Origin of the sequence: Thalassotalea eurytherma, from assembly GCF_030161415.1 — a bacterium.
Classification (GTDB): Bacteria; Pseudomonadota; Gammaproteobacteria; order Enterobacterales; family Alteromonadaceae; genus Thalassotalea_G; species Thalassotalea_G eurytherma.
Map to the genome: position 1 here is coordinate 260,035 of NZ_BSSU01000003.1, position 16,762 is coordinate 276,796.

At 39.4% G+C, this 16,762-nt stretch carries 14 protein-coding genes; 3 read left to right on the top strand and 11 right to left on the bottom strand.

The genetic code is table 11. The features are described 5' to 3' along the window. Positions 1-128: 128 nt before the first annotated feature. Positions 129-416, bottom strand: coding sequence for a GIY-YIG nuclease family protein (locus QQK02_RS03915; RefSeq protein ID WP_284206638.1), 288 nt, complete (start codon positions 414-416; stop codon positions 129-131). A gap of 710 nt (positions 417-1,126) precedes the next feature. Between QQK02_RS03915 and rpiA the strand changes: the two genes are divergently transcribed. Together rpiA and serA are read left to right on the top strand one after the other, a co-directional pair. Continuing rightward, on the top strand, positions 1,127-1,783 hold the full coding sequence (gene rpiA / locus QQK02_RS03920) for a ribose-5-phosphate isomerase RpiA (protein ID WP_284206639.1): 657 nt from the start codon (positions 1,127-1,129) through the stop codon (positions 1,781-1,783). A 131-nt stretch (positions 1,784-1,914) separates the two neighbouring features. Beyond that, the gene (gene serA / locus QQK02_RS03925) at positions 1,915-3,144 is read left to right on the top strand and encodes a phosphoglycerate dehydrogenase (protein WP_284206640.1); all 1,230 of its coding nucleotides are present in this window, start codon (positions 1,915-1,917) and stop codon (positions 3,142-3,144) included. Between the two features lie 753 nt (positions 3,145-3,897). On the opposite strand, the gene QQK02_RS03930 is transcribed toward serA, so the two are convergent. Genes QQK02_RS03930 through ribH form a run of 4 tightly spaced genes read right to left on the bottom strand, consistent with a single transcriptional unit; the run spans position 3,898 to position 6,244 of the window. Continuing rightward, positions 3,898-4,371 carry a phosphatidylglycerophosphatase A family protein gene (locus QQK02_RS03930; protein WP_284206641.1) on the bottom strand — a complete coding sequence of 158 codons (474 nt, stop codon included), beginning with the start codon at positions 4,369-4,371 and terminating at the stop codon, positions 3,898-3,900. Positions 4,372-4,381: 10 nt separating this feature from the next. Continuing rightward, positions 4,382-5,341 carry a thiamine-phosphate kinase gene (thiL, locus tag QQK02_RS03935; RefSeq protein WP_284206642.1) on the bottom strand — a complete coding sequence of 320 codons (960 nt, stop codon included), beginning with the start codon at positions 5,339-5,341 and terminating at the stop codon, positions 4,382-4,384. 8 nt (positions 5,342-5,349) lie between these two features. Next, positions 5,350-5,766 (bottom strand): transcription antitermination factor NusB, encoded by a 417-nt coding sequence (nusB, locus tag QQK02_RS03940; RefSeq protein WP_284206643.1) that lies wholly within the window; start codon positions 5,764-5,766, stop codon positions 5,350-5,352. A 13-nt stretch (positions 5,767-5,779) separates the two neighbouring features. Beyond that, positions 5,780-6,244, bottom strand: coding sequence for a 6,7-dimethyl-8-ribityllumazine synthase (gene ribH, locus QQK02_RS03945; RefSeq protein WP_284206644.1), 465 nt, complete (start codon positions 6,242-6,244; stop codon positions 5,780-5,782). Positions 6,245-6,461: 217 nt separating this feature from the next. On the opposite strand from ribH, the gene QQK02_RS03950 reads away from it, so the two are divergent. Further along, positions 6,462-6,782 (top strand): DUF6170 family protein, encoded by a 321-nt coding sequence (locus QQK02_RS03950; protein WP_284206645.1) that lies wholly within the window; start codon positions 6,462-6,464, stop codon positions 6,780-6,782. A 722-nt stretch (positions 6,783-7,504) separates the two neighbouring features. Here the strand turns inward: QQK02_RS03950 and QQK02_RS03955 are convergent. The 6 genes from QQK02_RS03955 to tig form a co-directional block, all read right to left on the bottom strand. Next, positions 7,505-9,418 (bottom strand): SurA N-terminal domain-containing protein, encoded by a 1,914-nt coding sequence (locus QQK02_RS03955; RefSeq protein ID WP_284206646.1) that lies wholly within the window; start codon positions 9,416-9,418, stop codon positions 7,505-7,507. 163 nt (positions 9,419-9,581) lie between these two features. Next, positions 9,582-9,854, bottom strand: a complete 273-nt coding sequence (gene hupB / locus QQK02_RS03960) for a nucleoid-associated protein HU-beta (protein ID WP_074499445.1) — start codon at positions 9,852-9,854, stop codon at positions 9,582-9,584. Positions 9,855-10,140: 286 nt separating this feature from the next. Beyond that, a complete protein-coding gene (gene lon / locus QQK02_RS03965; RefSeq protein WP_284206647.1) occupies positions 10,141-12,489 on the bottom strand; it encodes an endopeptidase La in 2,349 nt (782 codons plus the stop codon). Positions 12,490-12,664: 175 nt separating this feature from the next. After that, complete coding sequence (gene clpX, locus QQK02_RS03970; protein ID WP_284206648.1) at positions 12,665-13,945, bottom strand: ATP-dependent protease ATP-binding subunit ClpX; 1,281 nt, start codon at positions 13,943-13,945, stop codon at positions 12,665-12,667. Positions 13,946-14,060: 115 nt separating this feature from the next. Then, positions 14,061-14,678, bottom strand: a complete 618-nt coding sequence (gene clpP, locus QQK02_RS03975; RefSeq protein WP_284206660.1) for an ATP-dependent Clp endopeptidase proteolytic subunit ClpP — start codon at positions 14,676-14,678, stop codon at positions 14,061-14,063. 109 nt (positions 14,679-14,787) lie between these two features. After that, on the bottom strand, positions 14,788-16,095 hold the full coding sequence (gene tig / locus QQK02_RS03980; protein ID WP_284206649.1) for a trigger factor: 1,308 nt from the start codon (positions 16,093-16,095) through the stop codon (positions 14,788-14,790). Positions 16,096-16,762: the final 667 nt, after the last annotated feature.

A 16,762-nucleotide genomic window follows, 5' to 3' on the forward strand; every position in this document is an offset into this window, starting at 1 on the left:
TAAAACACCTCAAGAAATACATCCCTAGATTGCGGCCTTCGCCACAATGACTCAATAAACTACTACGGGTAATCAGCCCCCCGTCATGCTGACGAAGGTCAGTATCTCTGCTAACCATAAGTTTTTCGTTAAGTTATATCATCATAAAGGTCAATCCAGTTTGGGTTGCTTTCATTAATCAGATTTTCTTTCCATGCCCTTTTCCATTGTTTTAACCTTTTCTCTCTCAAAATAGCGTCGTACATATCTTCATATTGCTCAAAATAAACGAGCTTTGTGGCGTTATATTTTTTAGTGAACCCTTCTAGCATTTTGTTTTTATGTTCAAAAACTCGCTGGACTAAGTTACTCGTTACGCCGATATAGAGGACGGAATTAGACTTATTCGATAGAATATAGATTGCTGGCTGTTTCATAGTGAAGTCCTTTTCAACTATTGTTTGCTCCAACTATAGAATGAGATTGTGGCCTTCGCCACAATGACTCAGTAAAAAACAATTTGAGCCACAATGACCCACAAAAAAAATTTAAGTAACAATGACCTAGTAAACTGCTAGACGGCAACAGAAAATCCGTCATACTGACGAAGGTCAGTATCTCTGTAGTTGCTCAAAGTAGTTCATCTAAAGAATTCAAAAACGTTACCTGCCTAGATTGCGGCCTACGCCACAATGACTCATAAAAAGAAATTAAGCCACAATGAATCATCCTAGTGCTGCAGGGAATCAGAAAATCCGTCATACTGACGAAGGTCAGTATCTCTGCAGTCTTTAAATGTAGTTCACCGGCAGAATTTGAAACGTTACCTACCTAGATTGCGGCCTTCGCCACAATGACTCAATCATGAGCGTCATACTGACGAAGGTTGGTATCTCTGTAATCTTTCAATGTAGTTCATCTAAAGAATTTGAAAACGTTACATGCCTAGATTGCGGCCTTCGCCACAATGACTCTTACAAAGGGTCTAAGCCACAATGACCAATTTTGCTGCTACAGGGCAGCAGAACATCACCGTCATACTGACGAAGGTCAGTATCTCCTGAAAAATTCAGTCGAGAATAATTCTTAGCCACTATATAATGCATCACAATTATTTCACCCTCAAAATACTGCGTTAGGATCACCCATGACTCAAGACGACATGAAAAAAGCAGCCGCACTAAAAGCATTAGAATACATAAAGCCAGACACTATTGTCGGTGTTGGTACGGGTTCTACGGTTAACCATTTTATTGATGCGTTGGCGACAATGAAAAACCAAATTGTTGGCGCGGTATCAAGTTCAGATGCTTCTACAAAGCGTTTAGAAGCCCATGGTATTGAAGTGTTTGATTTAAACTCTGTTGATAACCTTGATGTATACGTAGATGGTGCAGATGAAATTACTGAGCATTTTGCCATGATCAAAGGTGGTGGCGCAGCACTTACCCGTGAAAAAATTGTTGCTGCCGTTGCAAAAGAGTTTATCTGTATTGCCGATAGTTCTAAACAAGTGGGTGTTTTAGGTAACTTCCCGTTGCCTGTTGAAGTTATTCCAATGGCTCGCAGCTATGTGGCACGTGAACTCGTCAAATTAGGTGGCGATCCTGTGTATCGTGAAGGCGTTGTAACCGATAACGGCAATGTCATTCTAGATATTCATAATTTACAAATACTAGATCCTAAGCAAATGGAAATTGACATTAATGCACTGGTTGGTGTGGTAACTAATGGGTTATTTGCTTGTCGTGGCGCTAACACATTGATTTTAGGTACACCTGACGGCGCTAAAGTTATCGCTTAAACATCTGTTCAATATTTTCAATATAGGGTCAGTGTAAAAATATTACACTGACCCTATTTTTTTGCTTTAGAGTTTTAACACTATATGTTAGTTTGGAACTCTAGACATCTAAATAAGAAATTAGTCGTATCATGAGTAAAGTATCATTAGCAAAAGATAAAATTAAAATCTTATTGCTTGAAGGCGTTCACCAAAGTGCGGTAGAAGAGTTAAAGTCAAAAGGCTACACCAATATCGAATACTTAAAAACATCGTTAAGTGATCAAGAATTGATTGAAAAAATCAAAGATGTTCATTTTATTGGTATTCGTTCTCGCACCCAGTTAACAGAGCAAGTATTAGCGCACGCAAATAGGTTAGTAGCCATTGGTTGTTTCTGTATAGGTACAAACCAAGTTGAGCTGCCTGCAGCACAAATTCGTGGCATTCCGGTCTTTAACGCGCCATTTTCTAATACCCGTTCGGTAGCGGAGCTGGTACTCGGTGAAATTTTATTATTACTTCGTGGTATTCCTGAAAAAAATGCTAAGGCACATCGAGGTGTGTGGAACAAATCTGCAGCAGGCAGTGTTGAAGCGCGTGGTAAGACACTAGGTATTATCGGTTATGGCCATATCGGTACACAACTGGGTATTTTAGCTGAAACGATTGGTATGAAAGTTCGCTTTTTTGATATTGAAACTAAGTTACCACTGGGTAACGCAAGCCAAGCTAGCAGTTTAACTCAGCTTTTTAAAGAAGCTGATGTCGTAAGTTTGCACGTTCCTGAAACTATACAAACACAAAACATGATCAGTATTGCCGAATTTGATGCCATGAAAGACGGCGTTATTTTCATTAACGCTTCACGTGGCACGGTTGTCGATATTGACGCTCTTGCAAGCGCAGTTGAGAGCAAGAAAGTTGGTGGCGCTGCTATCGATGTATTTCCAGTTGAGCCAAAAAGCAATGATGAAGAGTTTATATCTCCATTACGTGCGTTTGACAACGTTATTCTTACACCACACGTTGGCGGCTCTACTAAAGAAGCGCAAGAAAACATTGGTCTTGAAGTTGCCAGTAAAATGGCGAAATACTCTGATAACGGCTCTACGCTTTCCGCTGTTAATTTCCCAGAAGTTTCATTGCCAGAGCACGCTGGAACTAGTCGACTACTTCATATTCACGAAAACCGCCCAGGAATCATCACGCAAATTAATACGATTTTCGCAGAAAATGACGTTAATATCGCAGCACAATACCTACAAACTGACGATAAAATCGGTTACGTTGTAATCGATGTAGAAACGGAAAACAGTGAGAAAGCCTTAGCTAAATTAAAGCTTATTGACGGTACAATTCGCGCGCGTATATTGCACTAAGTTGATTGTGTAAGGGTTTGAGATTGCGGCCTTCGCCGCAATGACTTAAACACCTAACATGACCTATTCACGCTCTCAGACACTACCATGCGTCATACTGACGCAGGTCAGTATCTCCCTGCTCTAAAATACAGTTAGATATCTTATATAGGAGTATGAGATTGCGGCCTTCGCCGCAATGACACGTTATTCTGTCGTCCATCAAATCAAACTTTTGACCGTCATACTGACGAAGGTCAGTATCTCCCTGCTCCAAAATATCATTAGATACCTTATATAAGAAAATGAGATTGCGGCCTTCGCCACAATGACTTGAAACACCAGTAGTAATCTATTAATGCACTCTTGCACTACCATGCGTCATACTGACGCAGGTCAGTATCTCCCTATTTCAAAATACAAGTTGATAGCTTATTTAGGAGCATGAGACTGCGGCCTTCGCCACAATGACTTGAAACACCAGTAGTAATCTATTAATGCACTCTTGCACTACCAACCGTCATACTGACGAAGGTCAGTATCTCCCTGCTCCAAAATATCATTAGATACCTTATTCAGGAACTTGAGATTGCGGCCTTCGCCGCAATGACTTGAAACACCAGTAATGACCTACTTGCACTCTCGGGCAAATGACTTAAAGGCCTATTGTTGCTCTCGCGCACTACCAAGCGTCATACTGACGAAGGTCAGTATCTCGCTCATAAAAAAAGCAGAGTAGTGATACTCTGCATTTTGTTTATTGCGTGTCCCGTATTACCAATTAACAACAAATATTAACTGCATCACAATTAACGCCATGAAGCCCGCTATCATGTCATCGAGCATAATACCTAGCCCACTATGTAGCTTCTTATCAACGGCTGAAATAGGCCAAGGTTTTACAATATCGAAAAAACGAAAGAGTATAAAACCGGTAATTATTGTGGTCGCGCTAACAGGGATCATAATCATGGTGATCATAAACCCAACAATTTCATCCCACACAATAGCGGGGTGATCATCAACACCAATCGCTTTAGCGGTATACCCACATATATGCACGCCAAACAGTGCCATAACAGATAAAACAGCCAAATATTGAGTAAGAGGTAAGTTTACAAAGATAAGAAATAATGGAATAGCTGCTAGCGTGCCAAAGGTCCCCGGTGCCTTAGGTGCTAAACCACTGCCAAATCCTAGGGCTAAAAACTGAACTGGATCGCTCAACTTAAATTTTGCTGTCATCATTCAGTCCTTTTTATTCACTAAAATGTTCAAAGCCAGCAGTATTAATATTTACGGCTTGATCATTTAATGTTGTGGTAATTTTATTACTATTATTTGTTTGGCCAATGCAACTAAACGCAATACCCAGTTGGCTTAATGCGGTTTCCATTCCTACTTTATTTGCTTCATCAACAACAAACAGTAGCTCATAGTCGTCACCACCATTGAGTGCTAATTCCGCAGCGTGATCGCCCATTGTGGCAATCATTCCTTTAGATAAAGGCAAGTTATCTAATACGATATTGGCGCCAACTTGCGAATGCAAACAGATATGCGTTAAATCTGCAATCAACCCGTCGGAGATGTCAATCGCTGCCGAAGCATACAAACGAATCGTTTGGCCGGCAAGCACACGCGGTTTTGGGTAATCTAAACGTTCAATCACACTTTCACGAAATGCCGGTTCAACTAGCACTTCATTGTTTATGTGTTTTAACGCCAACGCTGCGTCGCCAATTTCACCGGTCACGTAAATCCATTGACCAGGTGTTGCACCACTGCGTTTTAATGCTGTGCCTTCTGGACAGAGGCCTTGCGCAGTTACCGTAATACTCAATGGGCCTTGTGTTGTATCTCCACCAATAAGCTGAACATTGAAATATTCACATAATTCAAAAACGCCTTGGCAGAATTCATTAACCCAAGTTTCATCAATTTTAGGTAACGTTATGGCAATTGAGATCCAACTAGGCTCTGCACCCATTGCGGCTAAATCAGATAGATTGACTGCAACAGCTTTATGCCCAATGGCTCTAGGAGGAGTGTTTTGTGGGAAATGAACACCACTAACAAGCGTATCAGTGGTGATTGCAATTTCTTGGTTTTGTGGCGGTGAGATAAGTGCGCAGTCGTCACCTATCCCTAATGTCACTTCTTTTCGCTTAACTACTTGGTCTGTAAAGTAGCGTTTGATTAATTCAAACTCTTTCATCGACCTTGTTACTCTTGTGGGCGAATAAGTTTAACCGCTTTATCAAGAACACCATTGATAAATTTGTGACTATCGTCAGCACCAAAAGCTTTTCCTAGCTCTATCGCTTCATTGATAACCACTTTATACGGGACGTCTTGATTATGACTCAATTCGTAAATAGCTAAACGTAAAATCGCTTTTTCCACTTGGTCAATTTCATCAAGTGGACGATCAACGTGTGGTTCAATCGCTAAATCTAATTCAGCAACTGATGTCGTTACGCCACGAAAAAGCGACTGAAAGTATTCAATATCAAATCGGCGCTTCGTGTTTTCCGTTAAAAAGTGGGCTTCAATATCGCTGACATCGTTGCCACTAATTTGCCATGAATAAATTGCTTGAGTTGCAAATTCACGGGCTTTTCTTCTTGCAGATGGTTTCACAAATAATCCCTGCTTAAAGTTGATCTAAAACGTTAACCATTTCTAACGCGCTAAGGGCAGCTTCGCCACCTTTATTTCCGGCTTTCGTACCAGCACGCTCAATCGCTTGTTCAATAGAATCAGTTGTAATAACACCAAATGCTACTGGTGTTGTATATTCCATAGCTACTTGCGCTAAACCTTTGTTGCATTCACCTGCAACAAAATCGAAATGAGGGGTACCACCGCGAATTACTGCGCCAATTGCAATAATAGCGTCGTAATCGCCTTTTTGTGCAATACGCTTAGCTGCTACAGGAAGTTCATATGCACCAGGAACACGAATAATAGTGATATCATCTTCAGATACATTACCGTGACGTTTTAATGCATCTACAGCACCTTCAAGTAAGCTTTCTACGATAAAGCTGTTAAAGCGTGAAACAACGATTGCAAATTTTTTGCCTGAAGCAACAAATGAACCTTCAATGACTTTCATGTGTAAATACCTATAAAAAAAATTGCCGCAATTCTACCAAAGAGTTAGCTTTTTCGATACACGTTTATCAAAATAAAACCAAAGTATCATCTATTTACTGGCTAACATTTAATATTAGTCGGGTTTTCACGTATGATCGCTATATTTGAAAATAAAGCCTGCTAAAATCTGTTTACAGCGAGCTATTAAATCCTAACAATTTTATATAAAACCATTTATGACAATATATTTTTCTACTGCCCAAATTAAAGAACTAGCGCCCTACTCACTTGCCGAACGTCGTAAAATTATAGAATTAGCAAACAACAAGTTACAGGCTCCTGAAAAGCTTGCGATAAATCTATTAAAGCTATTAGTTCTAATTCCGCCATTCATTGCACTTGCTCGAATTGATAGCTGGTGGTTAATGTTGCCAATATTCGCTTTGCTTGCTGGGTACTTTTTAGTGATGCGCCCAGTTTCGTTTTGGTTTATTGATAAACATTTAGCAGGGGCAATTAAACAATTTGAAAGATCGAGAGATAAAACTGAAGAATAATTGAAAGTATTATTCTCTTTAATCAGTAAAGGGGACACTTTTGATTGTCATACTGACGGAGTTCAGTATCCCTATAGATTGCGGCCTTCGCCACAATGACGAATAGCTATACCCTTGTCACAATGACACGAAATTCTACTGTCCACCAAATCAAACGTTGACCGTCATACTGACGGAGTTCAGTATCCCTTTAGATTGCGGCCTTCGCCACAATGACGAGTAACAATGCCTTCGAGACAATGACGAGTAATTTTGTATTCGCTCAAATGACACTTTGAGCGTCATGCTGACGGAGGTCAGTATCCCTTTAGATTGCGGCCTTCGCCACAATGACGAGTAACAATGCCTTCGAGACAATGACGAGTAACAATGCCTTCGAGACAATGACAAGCAAATATCCCTTCGAAACAATGACACGTAATTTTGTATTCGCTCAAATGACACTTTGAGTGTCATGCTGACGGAGGTCAGTATCCCTTTATATTGCGGCCTTCGCCACAATGACAAGTAACAATGCCTTCGAGACAATGACAAGTAAATATGCCTGCGAGACAATAACCGGCAAATATGCCTTTGCCACAATATTGAATGACTATAAGCGCGAAGGATAGTCTAAACAGTGATGAAACAGTGGCTACTTTCCATTAAAAAACAACAGCTATAAAACGAAAAAAGGGTCAGCGTAACACTTTACGCTGACCCTTTTTATTTATTTCAACTATCTAGAAAACGTTGTTCGTTGGTTCACTTAACGTTTTACGAGTAATCTTAGCTTTTGCGCGAAGAGACTCTACATAAGCTACATATGATGCTTGCGATAACGTTTGTGTTTGTTGCTCAACAACGTTATCAAGAGCTGGTGCAGCTAAGCCTTCGTAAACAGCTGTTACTTCAACAACCGCTACTTGACCATTACGCATACTCGCTGTATCAGCAGACACCTTGCCTTCGGTTGGATGAGGCAATGTAAACGCTAAGCGTGCAATCGCACTGTCAACATCAGCACTGTAACGAGTAATAGCAGGCTTCTCGGTAAAAGTAGCTCCTAATTCAGTCGCTTTTTCTGATACATCTTCACCAGCTTTGTAGCTTGCTAAAATCGCATCAACAGCATCTTGCGCTGCAACAGCTGCTTTATCAGCAACTAACTGCGATTTGATCGTATCAGATACTTCACTTAAAGGACGTGTTTTCGCTTCTTGGTATTCTTGTAAACGAACAACCATTGCTAAGTTTTCATTTACTTCAATAATATCTGAGTTCAAGTTTTCAGATAACACGATGTCTGAGAACATCGCATCAATCACTGATTGCTCATTAAATGGTGGTTGCTGGTTGTTACGTGTTAACCAATCAGATGTTTGCACTTCTGCATTCACCGCACCAGCAGCATCTTCTAACGTATCAGGAAATTCAAAACTTAAACGCGCTAGTTCTTGTTGAAGCTCGTAAAACTTGTTTTGTGCTTCGCTTTCACTTACTTGTGCCATTAACTCTTCTTGAATAGCTTCAAAGGTTTGTACTTCAGCCGCTTTGAAGTCAGTTAATTTAATTAAGTGGAAACCAAACTCAGATTCTACAACTTCAGAAACATCATTCATATTAGCTAAGGCAAGTGCTGCTTCTTCGAATGCTTCATCCATAACACCAAGTTCTAACCACTCTAAATCACCGCCGTTCTCACCACTAAATGTATCAGCAGAAAGTTCTTTCGCCAATTCAGCAAAATCTTCACCTTGTGCAATACGGTTTGCAATAGAACGAATTTCCTGTTCTGCAGCTGATTTGTCATCACCAAACTCAATAAGAATATGAGAAATACGGCGTTGCTCTTCTTTAGAGAAGCTTGCAATATTTTCTTGATAGTAGGCTTTAGCGTCTGCTTCAGTCACTTCAATGTCTTTTGCAATATCAAACACGTCTAACAGTACGTACTCAACTTTTACTTGTTCTTGTGTTTGAAAACGGTTTTCATTTTCTTGGTAGTAAGCTGAAATTTCATCTTCAGAAACTTCAACTTGAGATTTAAATTGTTCCGTATCAACAACGGCAAATTTAATATCACGTGTTTGATTACGTAACTTTTCAATTTGCTGTGCTTGGAAAGGTAAACCAAATTCACCTGATACGATCGCCATGCCTAATTGGCGACGAGCCATTTCTACACGCAAGTAATCACGAAAATCGCTTGATTGGAAAAAACCGCTTTGATTGATAATCGCTAAATAACGATTGTTATCAAATTGGCCATCAACTTGGAATTCTTCCATGTTGCGAATCGTTTTCTTTAATTCTTCATCAGAAATACGAATGGCTAAATCGCGAGCGGCTTGATCAAGTAACTTTTCATTAATTAAGTTATCAAGTACGCCGTTACGTAAATTTGCTAAATAAGCAGGATTTGCTACTAACGTATCAAACATATCACCAAATTGTTGCGCCATGCGATTACGTTGTGATTGATACGCTTGTTCAAATGCTTGCTGTGAAATTTTTTCACCGTTAACTTCTGCTACCGATGTATCAACGTTGTTTGTATAACTACCGATACCTGCAATAGCAAAGGTCAAGATAATGAAACCTAAGATTACCTTAGCCGTCATTCCTTGAGAGTTTTCTCTAATTCTTTCTAACATCTTTTTCTCTTTAACACGATTACGTATTTTTACTGCTCGCGATTCTACCAGATTTACTGTGGTAGTTGATAGTGATTATCTTGTTATCTACCGCTAAATTTCAGATTTCGATAACAAAAAAACCACCCTAGGGTGGTTTTTTACAAAACTACTTAAACTGTGATTAGTTACAAGCGTCTTTTAATGCTTTACCTGCTTTGAAAGATGGAATCTTTGCAGCAGCAATTTCGATTGTGGCACCAGTTTGTGGGTTACGGCCAGTGCGTGCAGCACGGTCACGTACAGAGAATGTACCAAAACCAACTAACGCAACTTGCTCACCAGATTTTAATTCTTCAGTTACAGCTTCGATGAACGAATCTAATGCACGGCCAGCAGCCGCTTTAGAAATATCAGCACCAGCAGCAATTTTCTCGATTAGTTGAGACTTATTCACAGTGTCTTCCCCTTCATTTGTTATTATTCAGCGCTATCATTTATTATTTGTTAGCGTTCCTTGGAAACAATTTTATATCAAGCTTCGGTTGGAACATCAAGCACCGTAGTTAAGAAATTAAATTAAAGATAATTATTCTTATCTTTACTAGAGAGCCTATTTACATTGACCTCTAGCGATATAGTCGTACTTAACTTACCACAGTTTCAGCGTTTGAAAAGCAAAAAATGCATTTTTTTGCAATTTTTTTGCTTTTTTTTCGCATTTTCCTGTTTTAGGCCTCTATTTACTTACCAATTGTCCATTTTTCAAACGGATGCTCGAGTGCAATTTGTAACACTTCATCGATCCATTTCACTGGGTGAATGGATAAATCAGCTTTTACGTTGTCTGGAATTTCGCTTAAATCACGTTCATTGTCTTTCGGAATAACCACTGTTTTAATGCCACCACGGTGAGCAGCAAGTAGTTTTTCCTTTAAACCACCAATGGCGAGTACTTCGCCACGTAAGGTAATTTCACCTGTCATTGCCACGTCTGCTTTTACAGGGTTACCTGTTAAGCTAGAAACTAGCGCTGTACACATGCCAATACCGGCACTAGGTCCATCTTTTGGTGTTGCACCTTCTGGCACATGAACGTGGATATCACGTTTTTCATGGAAATCATCATTAATACGAAGCTTTTCTGTGCGACTACGCACGACTGTCATTGCCGCTTGAATTGACTCTTGCATGACATCGCCTAATGAACCGGTATAAGTTAACTTGCCTTTACCTGGTACAGACGCTGTTTCAATCGTCAGTAATTCACCACCCACTTGCGTCCAAGCTAAACCAGTTACTAGGCCAACACGGTTTTCATCATCTGCTTTACCGTAGTCATGGCGTTGAACACCTAAAAATTCACTTAGGTTCTCTTGCGTGATTTCAACTTTCTTCATGTCTTTATTAAGTAAAATAGCTTTAACCGCTTTACGACATAATTTTGAAATTTCTCGTTCTAAACTACGCACGCCTGCTTCACGCGTGTAGTAACGAATGATGCCGATAATGGCGCTATCGTCAATATTGATTTCATGCGCTTTTAAGCCATTGCGACCAATTTGTTTTGCGACGAGGTGTTGTTTAGCAATGTTTAGTTTTTCATCTTCTGTATAACCAGATAAACGAATAACTTCCATACGATCAAGTAATGGGCCTGGAATATCCATTGAGTTAGACGTTGCCACAAACATGACATCAGACAAATCGTAATCAACTTCTAAGTAATGATCGTTGAAGCTTGTGTTTTGCTCAGGATCTAATACTTCTAGTAAGGCTGATGATGGGTCGCCACGCATATCAGACGACATTTTATCAATTTCATCTAGTAAGAATAATGGGTTTTTAACACCAACTTTTGCCATTTTTTGAATTAACTTACCTGGCAAAGAGCCAATGTAAGTTCGGCGATGCCCACGAATTTCTGCTTCATCACGCACGCCACCTAGTGCCATACGAACATACTTACGACCAGTAGACTTAGCGATTGATTGACCCAGTGAGGTTTTACCAACACCTGGAGGCCCAACTAAACAAAGAATTGGCCCTTTAAGTTGGCTAACACGTTGTTGAACGGCTAGATATTCAATAATGCGTTCTTTAACTTTGTCTAAACCATAATGGTCTTTGTTAAGCACTTCTTCGGCTAACGCTAAGTTTTTCTTCAACTTACTACGCTTTTTCCAAGGCACACTCGTCATCCAATCGATATATGAGCGAACAACCGTGGCTTCAGCCGACATAGGCGACATCATTTTTAATTTTTGTAATTCAGCAAGCGTTTTTTCTTTCGCTTCAGCTGGCATTTTAGCGTCTTCAATTTTTTGGGTGATTTGCTCAACTTCATCTGGCACATCATCCATTTCACCAAGCTCTTTTTGAATCGCTTTCATTTGCTCATTCAAATAGTATTCGCGTTGGCTTTTTTCCATTTGCTTTTTAACACGGCCGCGGATTTTCTTTTCCACTTGCAGTAAATCGATTTCACCTTCCATTTGCGCCATCAAAAATTCTAAGCGATCAGTAATATCGTTGATCTCTAAAACCTTTTGCTTGTCGACAAGCTTTAATGGCATGTGAGCGGCCATTGTATCGGCTAACTGCTCTGCATCATCAATGCCAGAGACAGACGTTAATACTTCAGGTGGAATCTTCTTATTTAACTTTACATAACCTTCAAACTGAGAAATAGCTGAACGGACAAGCACTTCTTCACTTTCTTGGTCAGCAGGCTGTGACTCAAGGAACTCAATATTTGCAATGAACTGAGGATCTGTTTCAGTGAACTCTTTTAACGTAGCACGTTGAACACCTTCAACTAATACTTTTACCGTGCCGTCCGGCAGTTTTAACATTTGGAGAATTGTTGCGACAGTACCCGTTTGATAAACATCGTCAGCTGTAGGATCGTCAACAGCGGCATCTTTTTGCGCAACTAAAAATATTTGTTTATCTTGCTCCATTGCAATATCTAAACAACGGATCGACTTTTCTCGACCAACAAATAGTGGAATGACCATTTGTGGATAAACCACAACGTCTCTTAAGGCAAGAACGGGAATTTCAATCACACCAGATAGCGCTTTGCTCATAGGTACTCTCTTACTGAATTCGAATCAACGGAAAAGCAAACAGCTGCAACAACAACTGTTGTTATTATGTATTTAAAAAGTATATGGGGATAATAGTTGAGGATTCAACAAAGGGATCAAAAAAAGAGCCTAATTGGCTCTTTTTTAAACGATTTACAATAACTTTGTCAAAAGGCTAACCTTCTGAGGCAGTTTTCTCGTTCGCTGTTTCATAGATAACGATTGGCTTAGATTCACCTTTTATCACCGTATCATCTATTACTACTTTAGCAACGTTTTCCATTGAAGGAAGCTCATACATGGTATCAAGTAATACAGCTTCTACAATTGAGCGCAAACCACGTGCGCCTGTTTTACGTTCCATCGCTTTATTAGCAATAGCGTGTAAAGCATCTTCACGAAAATCTAATTCAACACCTTCCATATCGAACAACGCTGAGAACTGCTTAGTTAACGCGTTTTTCGGCTCTTGTAAGATCTGAATAAGTGCTTCTTCATCCAGTTCGCTTAAGGTAGCTACTACAGGTAAACGACCGATAAATTCAGGAATCAAACCATACTTAACTAAATCTTCTGGTTCTACTTCTTGGAAGCGCTCGGTTAATGATTTACTTGAATCATCTGAGCGTACTTCAGCACCAAAACCAATACCAGTACCTGTAGCACAGCGTTGCTCAATGACTTTATCTAAGCCGGCAAATGCACCACCACAAATAAAGAGGATTTTAGACGTATCAACTTGCAAAAACTCTTGCTGTGGATGCTTACGACCACCTTGAGGCGGAACAGAAGCAACGGTACCTTCAATAAGCTTCAATAAGGCTTGCTGCACACCTTCACCAGATACATCTCGTGTAATTGATGGGTTATCAGACTTACGAGAAATTTTATCAATTTCATCGATATAGACGATACCACGTTGTGCTTTCTCTACATCGTAGTCACATTTTTGCAGTAACTTTTGGATAATGTTTTCAACATCTTCACCGACATAACCAGCTTCGGTTAATGTCGTCGCATCGGCCATGGTAAAAGGCACATCAAGTAAGCGTGCTAAGGTTTCTGCAAGTAAGGTTTTACCACTACCAGTAGGACCAATAAGTAGAATGTTACTTTTACTTAATTCAATGCCATTGTGTGAGTCACCGTTTCGCAAACGCTTATAGTGATTATATACCGCTACCGACAACACTTTTTTAGCGTGTTCTTGACCAATAACGTAATCGTCTAAACTCTCTCGAATTTCGATAGGTGTAGGTAGTGCTTCTTTTTCTTCTTTAGGTGAAATTTCTTTAATTTCTTCACGAATAATGTCGTTGCATAACTCAACACATTCGTCACATACATAAACCGAAGGACCAGCAATTAATTTACGTACTTCGTGCTGGCTTTTACCGCAAAACGAGCAGTAAAGTAACTTGCCGTTATCGCCGTCACCCTTTGTAATGTCGGTCATAGGGTACCTCTAACTATCATCTAAACTGAGCTATTTATAAAAATAGCGATATTAACTATTGAGAAAAAAGAAGGTGTATTAGACCTTCTCGTAGTCAAACTACTTTAACTATAGCTTATTGATCGATACGTTTCTCTAAAATTGCATCTACTAAGCCGTAATCTACAGCTGCTTGAGCACTTAAGAAATTATCTCGATCGGTATCTTCTGTCACACGTTCAATCGGCTGACCGGTATGTTCAGCAATTAAAGTGTTTAACTTTTCTTTAATATGCAAAATTTCTTTTGCATGAATCTCGAAATCAGATGCTTGACCTTGGAAGCCACCAAGTGGTTGGTGGATCATAACGCGAGCATTAGGCAAACAATAACGTTTACCTTTTTCGCCACCTGACAATAAAAAGGCGCCCATACTTGCTGCTTGGCCAATACACACAGTACTCACATTTGGCTTGATAAACTTCATCGTATCGTAAATAGCCATGCCAGCAGTTACTGAACCACCAGGAGAATTGATATATAAGTAAATATCTTTTTCTGGATTTTCTGATTCTAAAAATAATAATTGAGCAACAATAAGATTTGCCATGTGATCTTCAACTTGACCACACAAGAAAATTACACGCTCTTTGAGCAAACGAGAATAGATATCGTAAGAACGTTCACCTTTAGCAGTTTGCTCAACTACCATAGGTACTAATGCATTTTCAGTTAAACTGGTAATATCTGACATAGTTGGGTGAGAATTAAACAACAGCGCTTCCTTCTAAAAATAAAAATGGCTTATATGAAAACATATAAGCCATTTAAGCTACTGAACTAGTTAATGTCAATCAAAAAGCTTATTTAGCTTCCGGATTCATGATTTCTTTAAAGCTAGTTTCTTTTTCAGTTACTTTTGCTTTGTCTAAAACGAATTCAACTGCTTGCTCTTCTAATGCAACGTTTTGCATTTGTTGAAGCATTTCTTTGTTTTCGTTGTAGTACTTGATCACTTCTTGCGGATCTTCGTATGCCGATGCAGCTGTTTCAATTAACTCTTGAACTTTAGCATCATCAACTTTGATTTCGTTTACTTTGATTACTTCACCAAGTAATAAACCAACTTTTACGCGACGCTTAGCTTGCTCTTCAAACATTTCTGATGGAAGATTAGGCATGTTTTGCGGATCTACTTGACCACCAAAACGTTGCATAGCTTGTTGACGTAAAACATCAACTTCTTGGTCTACTAAAGCTTTTGGTAAATCAACTTCGTTAGCTTCTAATAACGCTTCGATAACTTGGTCTTTTACTTTAGCTTTAACCGCTTGACCTAACTCACGAGACATGTTTTTGCTTACTTCGTCACGTAAAGCGTCAATGCCGCCTTCTTCAATACCAAATAATTTAGCAAACTCTTCGTCTACTTCTGGTAATACAGGGCCTTCAGTTTTGATAACTTTAATATCAAACTCAGCTTCTTTACCTTTTAAGTTTTCAGCATGGTAATCTTCTGGGAATGTCACGTTAATTGTGTGCTCTTCACCAACTTTCATACCGTTTAATTCTTTTTCAAAACCTGGGATCATACGACCAGAACCAAGCTCTAATTCAAACGCTTCAGCTTTACCGCCTTCAAACTCTTCACCATCAACACGGCCTAAGAAGTCGATTGTTAACTTATCGCCTTTCTTAGCTTTACGCTTATTTTCTTTCCACGTTTTGTGTTGGTTTTGTAGAGTAACGAACATTTCGTCTAAGTCAGCGTCAGTTACTTCAGCTTTTGGTGCTTCAACTGCGATCTTTTCGATATCTTTTACTTCTACTTCTGGGTAGATTTCGAATACAGCTTCAAACTCTAACTCTTTACCTTCTTCATTGCTTTTAGCGATGAACTCAGGACGGCCTGCTGGGTTTAACTTCTCAGCCATGATTGCTTCGAAGAAGTTACGTTGCATTAATTCACCAGCAACTTCTTGACGAACAGACTTACCGTAACGCTTTTGAAGAACTGTTGGTGGAACTTTACCCGGGCGGAAACCATTAATACGTTGCGTTTTACCGATTTGGCGTAAACGATTCTTAACTTCTACATCAACAGTTTCGGCAGGAACAGAAATTGTAAGGCGACGTTCCAAACCTTGTGTAGTCTCAACTGAAACTTGCATTTATATACCTCAAAAATTTGCGTTTATACGCTTCTACTTAAGCATCTATTAAAGTTCATTTATCAGTTAACTTACATGGGGATGCTAAAAGCATATTTCAAGAAGTTTTTAATCACTAATAAAGTAATAAAAGATGATCAGATTAAAATAATGACGCCGAATTATATCTATGCTTTATACAAGAGTCGAGTACAAAACAAGAAAAAATAGTTTTAAAGCGCCAGTCCCTTTAAACACGAATGGCATAAGGTGATTTCTTAGCATTAAAATCAAACGGGAAATCAGAAATTTATGAGGGATGTCAGCTAAGTGAGTAAATCAAATAGATTGGTTAGTAATTTACAGGAAAGTCTTATGCATAGAAAGAGAAGTGGTCGGTGATGCAAGATTTACTTCGTACATCCTATACTTCACTCTTCGAGCCGCTAAGGCGTTCAAATTTGTTCCAGACACATTTGTGAACTTGCGACCGAGTGAGCAAATAAAAGTACCCAAACCAACAAAGCTTTAATTAGCTACAGATGTAAGGATTTAGAGGTTTAGAGATTTAGAGATTTAGAGATTTATAAAAAGAGACCTGGTCGGTGATGCAAGATTCTAACTAGCGACCGCGTGAGCAAATAAAAGTACCCAAACCGCAGAGCTTGCAATTAGTTACAGAATTAAG